The 17,253-nt window shown below is 60.3% G+C and carries 15 protein-coding genes and 1 pseudogene; 6 read left to right on the top strand and 10 right to left on the bottom strand.

Annotated elements, in window-relative coordinates; all coding sequences use genetic code 11:
* The first annotated feature begins 52 nt into the window (after positions 1-52).
* From gshA to mgtE, 5 genes are all read left to right on the top strand, one after another.
* Positions 53-1,633, top strand: coding sequence for a glutamate--cysteine ligase (gene gshA, locus ACEPAJ_RS20485; RefSeq protein WP_425917491.1), 1,581 nt, complete (start codon positions 53-55; stop codon positions 1,631-1,633).
* A gap of 157 nt (positions 1,634-1,790) precedes the next feature.
* Positions 1,791-2,000 carry a ribosome modulation factor gene (gene rmf, locus ACEPAJ_RS20490; protein ID WP_425917493.1) on the top strand — a complete coding sequence of 70 codons (210 nt, stop codon included), beginning with the start codon at positions 1,791-1,793 and terminating at the stop codon, positions 1,998-2,000.
* 249 nt (positions 2,001-2,249) lie between these two features.
* The gene (aguB, locus tag ACEPAJ_RS20495) at positions 2,250-3,131 is read left to right on the top strand and encodes an N-carbamoylputrescine amidase (RefSeq protein WP_425917495.1); all 882 of its coding nucleotides are present in this window, start codon (positions 2,250-2,252) and stop codon (positions 3,129-3,131) included.
* A 111-nt stretch (positions 3,132-3,242) separates the two neighbouring features.
* Positions 3,243-4,349 (top strand): agmatine deiminase, encoded by a 1,107-nt coding sequence (aguA, locus tag ACEPAJ_RS20500; protein ID WP_425917497.1) that lies wholly within the window; start codon positions 3,243-3,245, stop codon positions 4,347-4,349.
* An 80-nt stretch (positions 4,350-4,429) separates the two neighbouring features.
* A complete protein-coding gene (mgtE, locus tag ACEPAJ_RS20505; RefSeq protein WP_425917499.1) occupies positions 4,430-6,091 on the top strand; it encodes a magnesium transporter in 1,662 nt (553 codons plus the stop codon).
* Positions 6,092-6,156: 65 nt separating this feature from the next.
* On the opposite strand, the gene ACEPAJ_RS20510 is transcribed toward mgtE, so the two are convergent.
* The 10 genes and pseudogenes from ACEPAJ_RS20510 to desA all read right to left on the bottom strand — a co-directional run bounded on the left by ACEPAJ_RS20510 (position 6,157) and on the right by desA (position 14,792).
* Positions 6,157-6,666 (bottom strand): methyl-accepting chemotaxis protein, encoded by a 510-nt coding sequence (locus ACEPAJ_RS20510; protein WP_425918131.1) that lies wholly within the window; start codon positions 6,664-6,666, stop codon positions 6,157-6,159.
* Positions 6,667-6,696: 30 nt separating this feature from the next.
* A pseudogene (locus ACEPAJ_RS20515) lies at positions 6,697-7,473 on the bottom strand (PAS domain-containing protein); the annotation flags it as partial.
* Between the two features lie 108 nt (positions 7,474-7,581).
* Positions 7,582-9,300, bottom strand: a complete 1,719-nt coding sequence (locus tag ACEPAJ_RS20520; protein WP_425917501.1) for a SulP family inorganic anion transporter — start codon at positions 9,298-9,300, stop codon at positions 7,582-7,584.
* Positions 9,290-10,153, bottom strand: coding sequence for an MBL fold metallo-hydrolase (locus ACEPAJ_RS20525; protein ID WP_425917503.1), 864 nt, complete (start codon positions 10,151-10,153; stop codon positions 9,290-9,292). Before ACEPAJ_RS20525 ends, ACEPAJ_RS20520 begins: the two co-directional genes overlap by 11 nt.
* 45 nt (positions 10,154-10,198) lie before the next feature.
* Positions 10,199-10,390, bottom strand: coding sequence for a YgaP family membrane protein (locus ACEPAJ_RS20530; RefSeq protein WP_425917505.1), 192 nt, complete (start codon positions 10,388-10,390; stop codon positions 10,199-10,201).
* A 20-nt stretch (positions 10,391-10,410) separates the two neighbouring features.
* Positions 10,411-10,827, bottom strand: coding sequence for a DUF6691 family protein (locus tag ACEPAJ_RS20535; protein ID WP_425917507.1), 417 nt, complete (start codon positions 10,825-10,827; stop codon positions 10,411-10,413).
* 2 nt (positions 10,828-10,829) lie between these two features.
* Entirely contained in the window at positions 10,830-11,261 is a 432-nt protein-coding gene (locus tag ACEPAJ_RS20540; RefSeq protein ID WP_425917509.1) for a YeeE/YedE family protein, read from the bottom strand.
* A complete protein-coding gene (locus ACEPAJ_RS20545) occupies positions 11,261-11,584 on the bottom strand; it encodes an ArsR/SmtB family transcription factor (RefSeq protein ID WP_425917511.1) in 324 nt (107 codons plus the stop codon). Before ACEPAJ_RS20545 ends, ACEPAJ_RS20540 begins: the two co-directional genes overlap by 1 nt.
* Positions 11,585-11,803: 219 nt before the next feature.
* Positions 11,804-13,081 (bottom strand): OprD family porin, encoded by a 1,278-nt coding sequence (locus ACEPAJ_RS20550; RefSeq protein WP_425917513.1) that lies wholly within the window; start codon positions 13,079-13,081, stop codon positions 11,804-11,806.
* Between the two features lie 523 nt (positions 13,082-13,604).
* Entirely contained in the window at positions 13,605-14,792 is a 1,188-nt protein-coding gene (gene desA / locus ACEPAJ_RS20555) for a delta-9 fatty acid desaturase DesA (protein WP_425917515.1), read from the bottom strand.
* Between the two features lie 168 nt (positions 14,793-14,960).
* Here desA and dibA point away from each other — a divergent pair, with 168 nt between their 5' ends.
* Positions 14,961-17,249, top strand: coding sequence for a phosphodiesterase DibA (gene dibA / locus ACEPAJ_RS20560; protein ID WP_425917517.1), 2,289 nt, complete (start codon positions 14,961-14,963; stop codon positions 17,247-17,249).
* Positions 17,250-17,253: the final 4 nt, after the last annotated feature.

The following is a 17,253-nucleotide window of genomic DNA, read 5'->3' on the forward strand; positions in this document are numbered from 1 at the left end:
TATTGTGGAAATTGCCCCATTTTTTGCGGCGTCTGCCAGCTAGGAAAGTACCTTGAGCGATCTTCTTACCCGCCGCATGACCCTCCTGGCTGAGCCGGCCAACCTTTCTCTACTGTCAAAATGCCTACACGGTATTGAGCGTGAATGCCTGCGTGTTGATGGTGATGGCCAGCTCGCGCTGACCCCGCACCCAGCGACGCTCGGCTCGGCGCTGACCCACACACAGATCACCACCGACTATTCTGAATCGTTGCTGGAGTTCATTACTCCGGCCGAGGCTGACCCAACGGCGACCCTGGCAGACCTGGAACAGATCCACCGCTTCGCCTACAACAAGCTCGACGGCGAATACCTGTGGAGCGCGTCGATGCCCTGCGCCCTGCCGGACGAAGAAACGATCCCCATCGCGCGTTACGGCCACTCGAATATCGGCGAACTTAAGTACGTGTATCGCAAAGGCCTGGCCCTGCGTTATGGCAAGACCATGCAATGCATCGCCGGCATCCATTACAACTTCTCCCTGCCGGATGCGCTGTGGCAGCGCCTGCAACAGGCCGAAGGCGATACACGCAGCGCGCAGGATTATCAATCGGCCCGCTATATCGCGTTGATCCGTAACTTCCGCCGCTACAGCTGGTTATTGATGTACCTGTTCGGCGCCTCACCGGCACTGCACAAAGGCTTTATGCGCGGTAACCCGCATCAGCTTCAGGAACTGGACGCAGAGACCCTGTACCTGCCGTATGCCACCAGCCTGCGCATGAGCGACCTGGGCTACCAGAGCAGCGCCCAGGCTGGCCTGACGCCCTGCTACAACGACCTGCACAGCTATACCGACAGCCTGCGGCAAGCCGTTGGCACGCCCTACCCGCCCTATGTGGAGATCGGCGCGAAGCAGGATGGCGAGTGGCTGCAACTCAACACCCATATCCTGCAGATCGAAAACGAGTACTACTCGAATATCCGCCCCAAGCGCGTGACCGATAGCGGCGAGCGGCCGATCCAGGCGCTGGTGGCGCGTGGCGTGCAATATGTCGAAGTGCGCTGCCTGGACATCAACCCCTTCCTGCCGCTGGGTATCGACCTGACGGAGTCGCGCTTCCTGGATGCCTTCTTGCTGTTCTGTGCCCTGCAGGACAGCCCGTTGCTGGAAAGTGACGAGTGCCATGCCTGCACCGACAACTTCCTCAGTGTGGTTAAGGAAGGCCGCCTCCCAGGCCTGCAACTGCAGCGCAACGGCCAGCCGGTGGCGCTACAGAGCTGGGCCAGCGAACTGCTTGAGCAGATTCTGCCGCTGGCCGAGCTGCTCGATCAAAACCTGGGCAGCAACGCTCACAGCCAAGCGTTGCAGGTGCAACAGGCCAAAGTCGCCGACCCAAGCCTGACGCCGTCTGCGCAGGTGCTCGCGCAGCTGCAACAGGGCCTGAGCTTTAGCGAGTTTGCCTTGCGCCAAAGCAAGCAGCACGCCGAGTACTTCCGCAGCCAGCCGCTGAGCGCTGAACAGCAAGCGGCCTTCGAAGCCCGCGCAGCGCAGTCACTGCAAGACCAAGCCGAGCTGGAGGCCCAGGACGAAGGCGACTTCGACAGTTTTGCCGCGGCCTATCAAGCCAGCATCCTCGCGCCGACAAACTAGCCTGCGGCCATGAAGACACGCTGGCCGGCCTGCCGCCAGCGTTTCGCCAACTGCCTCACATAAGCTGCCAGCGGTGGCAAAAGCAGGATCGGCGGCACAGTCCGACCGGAGTGATCCGACTAGCATTAGCCAGGTCAATTCACTGCGAGCTGCCACCATGGGCTGCACCGATCTCAACACGGAAGATGACCAGCACTGGAGCCTGGAAAGCCTCAACAAGGCGTACCAACAGGGCTATATGGCAGGGCTGACCGGGCAAACCAATGTCCCACGCGCACTCGCTGCCGATGTGCTGATCGCCGCCTGGGAAGCGGGCTGGGATGACGGCCACGAACAATTCGAGCTGCATAAACGCCACAGCGCCTGAACGTCCCGCCACAACACGCCCCCACACACCCACACTAGCGCTCAGCAGCCTTCGGTGTCGGCTTATCTCGATTTTTATTCGATATAAATCGCTAAAAAAGCGACAAGACGCATTAATAACACTTTTATAGCCGATTTTTATCGGCTATAAATAGCCCGCCAGCCACAGTGCCTCACCGCGCGCTATTTCGCCGCCGCAGGCCTGCGCTAGCGTCAGATAAACGCCCCAACGGCTCCTGAGGTGTAAGAAATGCCCCGTATCGTTACCGTCGCCGCCACCCAAATGGCCTGCTCCTGGGACAGTGCCGCGAATCTCGCCAAGGCCGAGCAGCTGGTGCGCCAAGCCGCCGCCAAGGGCGCGCAGATCATCCTGCTGCAGGAACTGTTCGAAACCCCGTACTTCTGCCAGAAGCCCAACCCGGATTACCTGCAACTGGCCACCCCGGCCGAGCGCAACCCGGCGATTCTGCACTTCCAGAAAGTCGCCAAGGAATTGCAGGTGGTACTGCCAATCAGCTTCTACGAGCTGGCCGGTCGCGCACGCTTCAACAGCATCGCAATCATCGACGCCGACGGCAGCAACCTCGGGATTTATCGGAAAAGTCATATCCCAGATGGCCCGGGCTACCACGAGAAGTATTACTTCAACCCCGGCGATACCGGTTTCAAGGTGTGGGACACCCGCTACGCCAAGATTGGCGTGGGCATCTGTTGGGATCAGTGGTTCCCCGAGTGCGCGCGCAGCATGGCGCTGCTCGGTGCGGAAATCCTCTTCTACCCGACCGCCATCGGCAGTGAGCCACATGACCCGAGCATCAGCTCGCGCGATCATTGGCAGCGTGTGCAGCAAGGCCATGCTGGGGCGAACCTGATGCCGGTGATTGCCAGCAACCGTATTGGCCGCGAAGAGCAAAACGACTCGCACATCACCTTCTACGGTTCGTCGTTTATTGCCGACCCGTTCGGCGCCAAGGTTGAGGAGGCCTACGAAACCGACGAGGCGGTGCTCGTGCACAGTTTTGACCTGGATCAGCTGGAGCATATCCGCAGCGCCTGGGGCAGCTTCCGCGACCGTCGGCCCAACCTCTATGGCCCGCTGAAGACCCTCGACGGCCACCTGGCCTGCGACTAAGACCACACTGTAGGATGGACCCAGCCGCGCAGCGCGCGATACCCATGATGACCCACGATGGCTAGCGCTAAGCTAACCCCATCCGATTACGCTCAATGTTTTGGTGAACCAATGACAACCCTGAACAGCACCCCACGCGCCGACGGTTTCCGCATGCCTGCCGAGTGGGAACCCCATAGCCAGACGTGGATGGTCTGGCCCGAACGCCCGGACAACTGGCGCCTGGGCGGCAAGCCGGCGCAAGCCGCGTTTACCGCCGTAGCCAGAGCGATTGCCGAATTCGAGCCGGTGACCGTTGGTGTATCCGCCGGGCAGTACGAAAACGCCTGCGAGCGCCTGAGCCACAGCAATATCCGCGTAGTGGAAATCACCACCGACGACGCCTGGGTACGTGACACCGGGCCGACCTTCGTGACCAATAACAGCGGCGGCGTGCGCGGCGTGGACTGGGCGTTCAATGCCTGGGGCGGGCTGAATGGCGGCCTGTACGCCAGCTGGGTACGTGATGACCAAGTGGCGCGCAAGATCCTGCAGCTCGAAGGCTGCGCGCGCTACCGCACCGATGAGCTGATCCTCGAAGGCGGCTCCATCCACGTGGATGGTGAAGGCACCCTGATCACCACCGAGGAATGCCTGCTCAACCCGAACCGCAACCCGCACCTGAGCCGCGAACAGGTTGAACAGTACCTGGCCGATCACCTGGCCATCGACACGGTGATCTGGCTGCCAGACGGCCTGTTCAACGACGAAACCGACGGCCACGTCGACAACTTCTGCTGCTACGTGCGCCCCGGCGAAGTGCTGCTGGCCTGGACTGACGATGCAAACGACGCCAACTACCCGCGCTGCCAGGCCGCCATGCGCGTGCTGGAGAGCGCCCGTGATGCCAAGGGCCGCCAGCTGATCGTGCACAAGATGCCGATTCCTGGGCCGCTGCATGCGAGCGCCGAAGAATGTGAAGGTGTCGATCTGGTCGCAGGCAGCCAGGAACGCGACCCGTCAATCCGCCTTGCGGGTTCCTACGTCAACTTCCTGATCGTCAACGGCGGCATCATCGCGCCCAGCTTTGACGACCCGATGGACGCCGAAGCAGAAGCGATCCTGCAGCGCCTGTTCCCGCAGCACCGGGTCGTCATGGTTCCGGGCCGGGAGATCCTCTTGGGCGGCGGCAATATCCACTGCATTACCCAGCAGCAACCTGCGCCGCAACACGGCTAAGCACAAACGCCCGGTCTAGGCCGGGCGTTTGGTAAAGGCCGATGGGCAGCCGTTGCGCAAGCAAATGCCTGCGTCACAATGTGAGTGTTATTCTCACACGCATGAAATCACCCTCGCCCCCTTCCAGTGACAACGCGTCCCACTCCAGCCTCACAGACTCCAACGCCATCATTCAGGCGCTGGGCAGCGGCAAGAATAAACGCGTGCGTAAACTGCTGGTGCGTATGCACCCCGGCAAAATCGCGGCGCTGTTGGAGCTGCTTGATACTGAGCAGCGCCAGAAGCTCTGGCAACAAACCGGCCCCGAGCTGGAAGAGCGCACCCTGCAGCACCTGAGCCCCAGCCTGCGGGCGCAGTTAGCCGGCGACTCGGCTGAGGCCATGAACCCCCACGACGAAACTGACAGCGCCGCGAGCAGCCAACTGGAAGCGGTGCGCCAGGCGCTGGCTCAGGGCAAACTCAAACGCCTGGGCAAAGTGCTGCACCGCATGCACCCCGCCAAAGTCGCCGGCTTGCTGGAAGCCTTGCCCCCGGTAGAGCGCCATCACGCCTGGAGCATGGTAGAGACCGAGCGGGCGGGCAAAGTCCTCACCTACCTGCATGACGAGATCCGCACCGCACTGGCCCGGGAACTCGACCCGGAAGACCTGATCGCCGCAACCGCTGAGCTTGAGCTGGATGACCGCGTCGACCTGATCCAGGCCTTGCCTGCCGATCTGGGTAACCAGTTGCTGCATGCCAGTAGCACGGCGCAGCGCCAGCAGCTTGAGTCGATGCTGTCCTACCCCGAGGACTCGGCCGGCGGCCTGATGAACGCCGACCCGATTCAGGTGCGCGCCGATGTTACCGCCAGCGCAGTGCTGCGCTACCTGCGCCTGCTCGAGCGCTTACCGCCGCAAACTGACCTGTTGATGGTGGTTGACCGCAAGGGCCATTACCAAGGCGCCTTGCGCCTTAGCGAACTGGTCACGGCCGATCTTGAGCAACGGGTCAGCGAGCTGATGCACCCCGACATCGCCGGCATTGCCGTGACCACCAGCGGCAATGAGGTGGCCCAGCTGTTCCAGGACCATGACCTGCTTTCTGCACCCGTGGTGGATGAACACAACCGGTTGCTCGGGCGCATCACCGTGGACGATGTCATCGACTTGATCCGCGAAGACTCCGACCGCGCCCTGATGCACATGGCCGGTTTGAACGATGAAGCCGACATCTTCGCCCCGGTGCTGGTCAGCTCACGCCGCCGCGCCGTGTGGTTGGGTATCAACCTACTCACCGCGTTCAGTGCCGCCTGGGTGATTGGCTTGTTTCAGGCCACCCTTGAACAACTCGTGGCCCTGGCCGTGCTGATGCCGATTGTCGCCAGCATGGGCGGCATTGCCGGCAGCCAGACCTTGACCCTGGTGATCCGCGGCCTGGCCCTCGGCCAAGTGCAGAAAGGCAATATCCGCATCCTGCTCAACCGCGAACTGGGCATCTCGATACTCAACGGCATCTTGTGGTCGATCGTCATCGCCCTGCTGTCGGTGTGGTGGTTCGGCAATTGGGGGATTGGCGCCGTACTCGGCGCGGCCATTCTGCTCAACCTGCTGTGCGCCGCCCTCGCGGGCTGGGCGATACCGCTGTTGCTGGATCGCATGGGCATCGACCCCGCCTTGGCTGGCAGCGTGATTCTGACCACGGTGACTGATGTCGTCGGCTTCTTCGCCTTTCTCGGCCTGGCCACGGTGTTGCTGCTCTAGCCGGACGCCGCCATGGCCAGTAACGCCCCCACAAGAAAACGCCCAGCTTATGCTGGGCGTTTTCTTTAGTCCTTCATGGCCTGGGTAAACTGGCCGATGGCGTCAACCACACGCTGCGCTTCATCGCGGATTTCCAGCATCACCTCACCGGCTTTGCTGGCCAGCAGCACCCCCTGTTCCGCCCTCTGCTTGCTGCCATCCATGCCCTCAACTGCCTGCAGGGCCAGCTCATGGTTCAGGCGCACCACCTCATTGATCTCGACGGTGGCCTGGCTGGTTCGCGCCGCCAGGTTACGCACCTCATCGGCCACCACCGCAAAACCACGGCCTTGCTCACCCGCGCGTGCCGCTTCGATGGCCGCATTTAGCGCCAGCAGATTGGTTTGCTCGGCAATCCCACGGATCACCTGAACGATACTGCCGATACGTTCTGACTGCGTACTCAGGGCTTCGATGCTGCTGGCAACCCGCGCCAGCTCATCGGCAATCCCGCGCACCATCTGTACGGTTTGCTCTACCGTTTCCGAGCCTTTGATCGCACTCGCATCGGTTTCCTGGGCAATATCGAAGGCCAACTGGGCTGCTGCCGATTCCGCCTCCCGGTGCTCAATCTGAGCAGTGACATCACTGGCAAACTTGACCACCCCATAGAGCCGGCCAGCGGCGTCATACAGCGGGTTGTAGGTCGCGCGTAACCACACCACCCGCCCGCTCTTGGACACCCGCTTAAAGAGGTCAGAGATAAACTCACCGCGATTCAGGCGTTGCCAGAAGCGTTTATAGCCCTCGCTGCCGGCCTCTTCACGGTCGCAAAACTGGCGATGGTGCTTGCCACGGATCTCTTCGAGGCGATAGCCCATGGTGGCGAGGAAATTATCATTGGCATGCTGCACCTCGCCAGCCAGGTTGAACTCGACCACGGCGGTGGAGCGGTTGATCGCATTCAGATAGCTTTCGTGCTGATGCTCGGCGTGCATGCGCGCGGTGATATCGGCGGCCAACTTAATCACTTTGCTCACCTGCCCCTGAGCATTGCGCACAGGCAGGTAGCTGGCCTCCAGCCAGACTTCGCGCCCATCCTTGGCAATTCGCAGATAGCGATCACTGAAACTCTCGCCATTGGCCAAACGCCGCCAGAACTGCGTGTAGGCCGGGCTGCCCAGCTGCTCTTTGGAACAGAACAAACGATGATGCTGGCCGCGCAGCTCCTCCAGGCGATAGCCCATGACGGCAAGAAAAGGCTCATTGGCATCGATAATCTCACCGTGAACGATGAATTCGATCATCGCAAAGGTGCGGCGGATCGCACCTATTACCTCTTTGCTCACTACCAAGTCCTGTTGGCACTGCTGTAACTCACCGCGAAGACGCGATCCGAACATATCGACCTCAAGAAGAACAAAAGTCCTGCAGGACACGGTGGCGCTTGGTCACAGCCCGCAGTTAATCAAGCTATCGACCGGCCACTCATAATATGTAGCCCAGTTTCACTAAGACTCTAGGGCACGCAGGACGCTTTCCGGATCAAGGGTACAGAGCGCTTGGTACTGACTGAGGAACACTTGCCCGCCAAAGCGTTCTAGAAAGTCCGAACGCTGCAAGCGATCCATTACCGGGCCTTTGACTTCAGACAGATGCAGTTGCACCTCGGCACTCTTCAGTTGCTCGGCGATCGCCTCCAACGCGTCCAGCGCACTGGCATCAATCTGGTTGACCCCGGAGCAGATCAACACCAAATGGCGCACTTCAGGGCTCACGGCAATCAGCTCACCGATGCGCGCTTCCAGATAACGGGCATTCGGGAAGTACAGGCTTTCATCAACCCGTAACGACAGCACGCTCGGGCTCTGCACCGTGTCATAACGCTGAACATTGCGGAAATGCTGGCTCCCCGGCACCTGCCCAACCACCGCCATGTGCGGCCGGCTGGTGCGCCACAGAAACAACAACAGCGACAGGCAGACGCCGAGCATGATGCCAGCCTCGACCCCTTGCAGCAGAACACCGAAAAAGGTGGCCAACAGCGCCCCACCCTCGGCTTTTGAGTAACGCCAGGTGTGGCGCAGGGTCGACACATCCACCAGGCCGATCACCGCCACCAGAATACTCGCCGCCAAAACCGCCTGCGGCAGGTGGCGCAATACCGGAGCCAGGCCCAACACTGCTGCCAGCATCAAGCCCGCAGCAAAAATCCCCACCAGCGGCGTGGCCATATTGCTTTGCCGCGCCACCGCCGAGCGGGAAAAGCTCGCTGCCACCGGCATCCCGCCACTGAAAGCCGAGGCCACGTTGGCTGCGCCCTGGCCGAGCAACTCCAGATCAGGGCTGATCAGCTGACGCTTGCGCATGGCTAAACTCTGGGCAATCGAGATTGACTCAACAAACCCCACCAGAGCAATCAGCAGCGCGGCGGGCAGCAGTTCACGCAACAAGCCCAGCTGCAAGTTTGGCAGGCCCAAGGTCGGCAACCCGACCGGCACCTGCCCCACCACTTTGACCCCGTGCTCTTCCAGCTGCAGCAGCGCCCCCAAGGCCATCGCTAACAGCATCACCAGCAAGGCGCTCAGTTGTTTGACCCGCAACGCCCAAGCGGTCGGCACGCCTAACACACTGAGGTTTCGCAGCAGCACCAGCAGCACCAGGCTCAGCACACCCAATAACAGCGTCGGGCGATGGACGGCTGGCAGCTGGGCATACAACGCCGGCAGCACCTGCGGCAGGGTCAGGCCATCGGCTGATACGCCCAGGATATAGCGCAGCTGGCTCACGGCTATGAGCACCGCGGCACCACTGACAAACCCGGAGATCACCGGATGGCTGAGAAAGTTGGCCACAAAGCCCAGACGCAATAGCCCCATCAACAGCAGCAGCGCCCCCACCAACAGGGTTAGCCCCACGGCGGCGGCGCTGTAGGCCGCACTGCCGGCGACCGCGATCGGTGCCAGGGCTGCCGCCGTCATCAACGCCAAGACGGCCACCGGCCCGAATGACAGGGCCACACCAGGGCTTGCGCCAATCAGCGCATACACCACCAACGGCAAAATACTCGCGTACATCCCCGCCACGGCCGGCAACCCGGCCAACTGCGCATAGGCCAACGCCTGCGGCACCAATAACAGGCAAACAAGGCAGGCCGCCAATAGATCACGAACCGCCTGGCTGCGGTCGTATTCACGCAGGGTTTTCAGCAGCGGCCATTTATAAAACATTCAACGGTACCTTGAGGTAACGCACGCCATTGTCTTCGGCAGGCGGCAAGTGGCCGGCGCGCATATTCACCTGCACCGCCGGCAACATCAGCGCCGGCATCCCCAGGGTGGCATCGCGCGCTTGGCGCATGGCGACAAATGCCTCTTCATCGATACCTTGATGCACATGCACATTGTGCTCGCGCTGCTCAGCCACTGTGGTTTGATAACAGTGCTGCTCACGTCCGGGGGCCAGGTAATCGTGGCACATAAACAGCCGAGTGCTGCCCGGCAGGGCAAACAGCTTGGCTATCGAGCGGTACAGCGTGCGCGCATCACCACCGGGGAAATCACATCGAGCGGTGCCGTAATCCGGCATAAACAGGGTGTCGCCGACGAATGCCGCATCGCCGACCAAGTAGGTCATGCAGGCCGGCGTGTGCCCAGGCGTATGCAGGGCGCGGGCGTGCAGTGTGCCGATCTGAAAGGTCTGGCCATCTTGGAGCAATTGATCAAATTGGCGGCCATCAACGGCAAACTCACTACCGGCGTTGAACAACTTACCGAAGGTGTTTTGCACGGTGCGGATCTCTTCGCCAATCGCCAAGCGGCCGCCCAGAGCCGCCTTGAGATAGGGCGCAGCCGACAGGTGGTCGGCATGCACGTGGGTTTCCAGCAGCCACTGCACACTAAGGCCCTGCTCGCGCACGACGCTGATCAGCTTATCGGCACTGGCATAGTCGGTACGCCCGGAAGCCGCGTCATAGTCGAGCACCGAGTCGATAATCGCGCACTGCGCGGTGGCCGGGTCGCTGACGATATAGCTGTAAGTGGATGTACTGGGGTCGAAAAAAGCCTGGATAAGCGGTGACATGGCAACTCCAGCCCGACCGGCTAAGCCGGTCAGTATCGCGGTGGGTTAACGCTTGGTCGTGCAGGTATTGATGCCTAACAGCGAATACGCCGGACACGATCGAAACAGCCCAGTGGCAAGCGGTACGAGGCCAATCAGGCCCCGCCAGCCAATCACGCCGCTCAGGCCCAAGCCGATTAGAATAAGGCCTACGGCAATGCGTAGGGCGCGGTCGAAGGTGCCAATATTTGTTTTCATCGTGATCTCCCGATCTTCACTCAGCTGCGCTGGCGTTCCAGCGCAGCAAACACAATCATTCCCGCCAGCATCGCGGCCACGAACACCAGCACCTGCCAATGCCCGGTCAACAGCAGTGCCACGGCGGGCCCTGGGCAGATCCCAGCAACCCCCCAGCCCATGCCAAACAGCAGACTGCCGCCGATCAACCGGCGGTCCAACTCGCGCTTGCCGGGTAACTGCATCGGCGCACCAAGCAGACTGGTGCGCTGCATGCGCGCCCAGCTGAAGGGCAAAAAAGCCACGCCAATGGCCGCCGCCATGACCAGCGCCAGCGAAGGATCCCAAGCGCCAGCCAAGTCGAGAAAGGCCAGTACTTTGGCCGGGTTAGCCATACCCGCTGTCAGCAGGCCGATGCCGAAAATCACACCGGCGAGAAACGCCATCAATTTGCGCATGCTCAGGCTCCTAGCAGGTGACGTAAGACAAACACGGTGGCAAAGCCCGCCGCCATAAAACTCAGAGTGGCCGCCAATGAACGTGGCGATAACCGCGACAAGCCGCAAACGCCATGGCCACTGGTGCAACCTGAGCCATAGCGGGTGCCGATGCCGACCAGAAAACCAGCGACTATCAGTGCCAACCAGCCCGTATGAATCTCAATGGCAGGCAGCACGCTAAACAGCTGCCAAAGCAACGGCGCAAGCAGGATGCCGAGCAGAAACAGGGCCTTTTCGCCGCGCCCCTCACCGGCGCCCAGCAGGCTGCCTAGCAGACCGCTAATACCTGCTACCCGGCCATTCATCACGGCAAACAGACTCGCCGCCAGGCCGATCAGCGCGCCGCCGGCCAAGGCGCTCCAGGGCGTGAAGTTGTACCAGTCAATCGTCATTATTCGTTACCTGCGCAGAACAATTGATAAAGGGTATTGATCACCGCTAACGCCGCCGGGCTGCTGATGCAGTAGTAGATTAGCTTGCCCTCGCGACGGGTCTCCACGAGGCCCTCACGGCGCAGTACGGCTAACTGCTGCGACAAGGTGGGCTGCTGAATACCGAGCAGCGCCTCCAACTCGCTGACATTGCGCTCGCCCTGGGACAGCTGACACAACAACAACAGCCGATCCGGATTGCCCAGGGCTTTGAGTAATTGCCCTGCAGCATCTGCATTGGCGCGCAACTGCTGAATATCGAATGGGGCTTGGTCTGCGTTCATGGCGTGCAACTCAATTAAGATAAAAACAATCTATTCTTTTATATATTGAATAGCAAGCCCCTTCCGCCAAGCCTATGTACATCCACCCGAACCCTGAGCCGTGCCGCTACGCAGCCTGCTCATGACTGAATGACACGCACAAAAAACCCGGAACAAGGTCCGGGTTTTTTGTTCTGCTTAGGCTGCGCGGGGATAACCGCTTAGCCTGTTACCGTGCGATCAAAGCAGCGGCAGGGTGTAGCTGACGATCAGGCGGTTTTCGTCGAGATCGTTGGCGAAGTTCGAACGCACAGACGCGTTGCGCCAGCGCACGCCGAGGTTCTTCAACGCGCCTTCCTGGAACACATACATCAGCTCGGTGTTGCGTTCCCACTCTTTGCCTTCGGACAGGTTACGACCGCGATCGACGTTGTCGCCGGTCAGGTAACGGGTCATAAAGGTCAGACCCGGAATCCCGATAGAGGCGAAGTTGTAGTCGTAGCGAGCCTGGTAGGACTTCTCGTCCTTGTTACCAAAGTCGCTGATCTGCACATAGTTGACCAGGAACGGATCGGTGTTGTTGAGATAGGCAAAGCCAGTGTCGCCGCTCATCTTCTGGTAACCCAGACCGAAGGCGTGGCCGCCCAGACCGTAGGTGACCATGGCACCGATGGCGGTGTTGTCGACGTTGCTGCGGCGGCCATCGTCAGTGGAGCGGGCGTAGCGCAGGTCGGTCTTCAGGCTTTGCTTGTCGCCCAGCGGCAATACATGCACAGCGTTGAAGGAGTGCTGCTTGTACAGCTCGTCCAGGTTGGAATAGTAGTAGCCGGCGGTCAGGTCTTTGCTGACCTTGTAGGTGCCACCGATAAAGTCGAACGAATCGCTGGTAGTGCCGCCTGTGGTTTTAATGCCACGCTGACCGCCACTGATGATAGAGATGTCTTCGTAATCGTTGGAGTTACGGTTATTCACCTCGCGGATGTGCGCCGCTTCAAGCATCAGGCCGTCGATTTCCTGGGAGACCAAGTGCCCTGCCTCAAACACCTGCGGCAGCAGGCGACCGTCGCTGGAGGCGATGGCAGCGTTCTTGAACTGCATTTGACCAACACGCAGGGTGCTATTGGAAACTTTCACCTTGGCGGCAACAGCTAAATCAGAATTATTGTCCTGCGAGCCTTTTGAGGAGGCATCGGGAACCAACAGACCGCTGCCGGCAGTACCGTCACCGGAGTCCAGTTTGAAACCGAACATGCCAATGGCATCGGCGCCAAAGCCTACCGTGCCTTCGGTGAAGCCCGAGTTAGCACGCAGGATAAAACCTTGGGCCCACTCTTCGCTCTTAGACTGGCTCGGGGTCGGGGTGTTGCTATTGCCCTGACGGAAATCGCGATTGAAGTAGAAGTTACGCGCTTCAATTGTCGCTTTGCTGTCACCGATAAAGTCGGCAAACGCAGCTTGGCTAAGGGACAAGCCCAAGGTGCTGGCCGCAACAGCCAGTGCCAGGGAGGTCTTTCTCATTATATTTCTCCAGTGGTGTGTGGGTTGCATATCGGCGCGCTAACAGACTTCAACACGTGAAGCGGCAGGTGCGCACCGAATTCGGGGGTTATTGCAGGGTCGGGGGCAGGCAGGCGCACGCGCGCTGCGACCAAGGGCCGACCGTGCAATAACCAAAATTAGGTGAGCGCGTGAAAGCACTCGGCGCGAGCCGGGGAATGAGGACAGAACAACAGGCAGGTGCAGATCATGGTGCAGGTCTCTTCATTTTTATTATCAGCCGGTGGTCCCAGCCGTTATGCGCTGAGTCCTAGGCAGATACTGTGCCAGCTACTCTAAAGCCGCGCGCGAAGCCTCATATAACTGAGCGCTGCGGGCAATTAAGGTGACGCTGAAAGGGCCGCGGAGGCCGCAATAAGCGGTTTTCTGCCTACCTGAAAATACAAAAAGGCGGATTACCGCCAGCAGCCCGGAGGTATTCCACCTTTAATACCAAGCCTGCTCATACCCGCCGAGTGGCTAGAATGAGGAGCTCGGCGGCAGATTAAGCGGCGTTAGCCGGACGCAGCGAATAGGTTTTCAGCTGCTCGGCGAACTCGCGCAGCGACTGAATACCGCTGGCCTCAGCGTCGCTAACCCAGAGCTTGATGGCCTCAAGCATGTCGTGGCCATTACTGCTGGTCTTGACCCAGATCTGCTGCAGGGCCAGGCGCTTCTCGTAGATCACCTTCAGCGCGTGGCTCTGCTCCAGCATGCGCTGAATGCGTGCATGGTGGCCGTCATCGAGTAGGCTCGGCTCACGCGACAACAAGCGCTTGGCGCGATGAAAGTGGTGACGCACGGAGGCATCGGCCTTGGCCAGCTCCTGCTGCACCAGCGGTGCGATCACCAACTTGCGGTACTGCGCCATGATCTGGAAACGGTTGTTAAGGATGGCCATGGCAGTGTCCATGTCCAGGCTGCGCTTGCCGGCCACCCGGTGGGCGATGGGCGCAACACGCTGCACCTTGGCCAAACCGAACAGGCTGAACAGCTTGATCCAGAACCAGCCCATATCGAACTCCCACTTCTTCACCGACAACTTGGCGCTGTTCGGGTAGGTGTGGTGGTTGTTATGCAGCTCTTCGCCGCCAATCAAGATGCCCCACGGCACAAGGTTGGTCGCGGCATCGCGGCACTCGAAGTTGCGGTAACCGACCGCATGGCCGAGGCCGTTGATTACGCCCGCGGCCCATACCGGGATCCACATCATCTGGATCGCCCAGATCGTGATACCCGCAACACCGAATAAGGCCAGGTCGATAAAGCCCATCAGCATCACGCCGGCAAGCGGGAACCGCGAATAGAGATTACGCTCGATCCAGTCTTCCGGGCAGTTCTTGCCATAAATGCGCAGGGTTTCCGGGTTCTTCGCCTCTTCGGCGTATAGCTCAGCACCGGTACGCAGCACGGTGCCCAAGCCTTTAATCACTGGGCTGTGCGGGTCATCGACGGTTTCGCACTTGGCGTGGTGTTTGCGGTGAATGGCCGTCCATTCGCGGGTGTTCTGCGCAGTTGTCAGCCACAGCCAGAAGCGGAAGAAGTGTTTCAGTGCCGGATGCAACTCCAGCGCGCGGTGCGCCGAGTAGCGATGCAGATAAACCGTGACGCTAACGATGGTAACGTGCGTCATCAGCAGGGTGACTGCGACCAACTGCCAGACCGACAGATCAAGAAAACCGTTGTACCACATGGACTGTGTGCCTCGTGCAGAAGTAAAGACGCCGCCCATTATTAGCACACGTCGACTCGCATTATCCCTGACCCGGATCAGAAAACCAGTTGGTCTTTTGCATAAGAATGCCGCCCCCTTCTTAGCATCTATAATCCCAGCCCTAGAAAAAGGACTGACTTTTATCCCATGAATGCTCCACAAGGCGCTTGGCGCCTGACCCTCAGCTATGCGTTTGGCGCAGCTATTTGGGTGCTGTTAAGCGATGGACTTCTGATGACCCTGGAACTTTCAGCGGTGCAACAGGAGCGCGTGCAGCTGCTCAAAGGGTTGGCGTTTGTACTGCTGACTTCGGCCCTGCTGTATTCGATCTTGCGTAGCCATCAGCAGCACCAGCAGCAAGGGCATCGCGCCCTGCAGCGCAGTGAAAAGCGCCTACACCAAGCGCTGGAGGCCGCCGAGGGTGGGATTTGGGACTGGGACCTGCAACACCACAACATCTACTTTTCTCCCGGCTACAACGCATTGCTGGGTCTTCCCCCGAGTGCCCTCGATGACCGGCAGGATTGGCAACAACGCCTGCATATAGATGATAGGGAGATCTTCCAGCGTAATTTCCAGCGCCGCCTAAGCTCGCTCAGCACAGCGCCTTACGAGGTCAGCTATCGGCTGCAACACCAGGACGGCAGCTACCGTTGGATTCAAGCGCGCGGGCGTTTGCTGCTCGACAAACACGGTAAGCCTGAGCGCCTGATCGGCACGGCCAGCGACATCACCCAGCGGCGCAAGGACGAAGACAGCCTGCGCCAGGCCGCTGTCGTGTTCGACGCCACTCAGGAAGGCGTTCTGGTCACCGATGCCCAGCAGCATGTTGTGCACTGCAACCCGGCGTTCACTCGCATCACCGGCTACAGCGAAGCGGAAATTCTAGGGCAGTCGCCGAGCATCCTTAAATCCGGGCGCCACGATAAAGATTTCTACAGCAGCCTCTGGCAAGCCCTGAAAAATCGCGGTGCTTGGAGCGGTGAGGTGTGGAATCGGCGCAAGAGCGGCGAAATCTACCCGCAGTGGCAATGCATCCGCGAGATTCGCGACGAACAGGGCGAAGTCAGCCACTACGTGGCCGTGTTCTCCGACATCACCGCCCTGAAGCGTTCGCAACAGGAGCTGGACTACCTGGCGCACCACGACCCGCTGAGCAACCTGCCCAACCGCTTACTGTTTACCGAACGCGTCGAGCATGCCCTGGAGCGTGGGCGCATTGACGGGTATTCGGGTGCGGTGCTGCTGATCGATCTTGATCACTTCAAGCACATCAATGAAAGCCTCGGCCACAACATCGGTGATCTGCTGCTCAAGGATGTCGGTGAGCGCCTTAGCCAGCAACTCGGTAAACGCATGACCCTGGCGCGCCTGGGCGGTGACGAATTCGGCCTGCTCGACGAAAGCTGCGGCAGCGCCGAGCAGGCGGCAGTGCTGGCGCAGCGCCTGCAGACGTGCATGGGTGCGGCCTTCAAGATTCATCAGCAAGAGCTGTTTATCACCGCCAGCATCGGCATCAGCCTGTACCCCCACGACGCCGACGATGTAGGGCAGATACTGCGCAATGCCGATTCGGCACTGTTCAAGGCCAAGAACAGCGGCCGAGAAAGCTATGCATTTTACAGCCAGGAACTGACCGCTCACGCGCATCAGCGTGTCGAACTGGCCAGTGCCCTGCGCCACGCCCTGGATCACCAAGAGCTGCGCGTCTATTACCAACCCCTAATCTGCCTGCGCAACCAGCACGTCATCGGCGTCGAAGCCCTGGTGCGCTGGCAGCATCCGCAGCGCGGGCTAGTCGCGCCGGGCGAATTTATTCCGGTTGCCGAAGAAACAGGGTTGATCAGTGCTATCGATGCCTGGGTGCTGGAGCACAGTTGCCGGCAGATGGTGGCTTGGCAAGCCGCCGGTTACGCGCTGAAGTTTGTGGCGGTGAATGTCTCCAGCCGGCTGTTCAGCCGCGGGGGATTGGACCAACGAGTGGCCGAGGTGCTGCGCGATACCGGCCTCGACCCCGCCTGCCTGGAGCTGGAAGTGACCGAAAGCGCGGTGATAGATAACCCCGATGCGGCGCTGGCCTTGCTCCAGCGTTTACGCGCACTCGGTATACGCCTGGCCATCGATGACTTCGGCACCGGCTACAGCTCCCTGGCGCGGCTCAAGCGCCTGCCAGTGCACAAGCTAAAAATCGACCAGAGCTTTATTAGCGGTCTGCCGCACGATCCGAGCGATGTCGCGATCACCCGTACAGTAATTGCCCTTGGCCATAGCCTTGGGCTTAAGGTGTTGGCCGAGGGCATTGAGCAGGTCGAGCAAGTCGAATTACTGCAACAACTCGGCTGTGACCATGCCCAAGGCTATTATTTCGGGCGTCCTCAACCTGCAGACCAACTGGCCGCACGTTTAGCATCCCGCTCTGACACGCCACACACTTAGGCCT

It is taken from the genome of Pseudomonas sp. GWSMS-1, from assembly GCF_049847425.1.
GTDB lineage: Bacteria > Pseudomonadota > Gammaproteobacteria > Pseudomonadales > Pseudomonadaceae > Aquipseudomonas.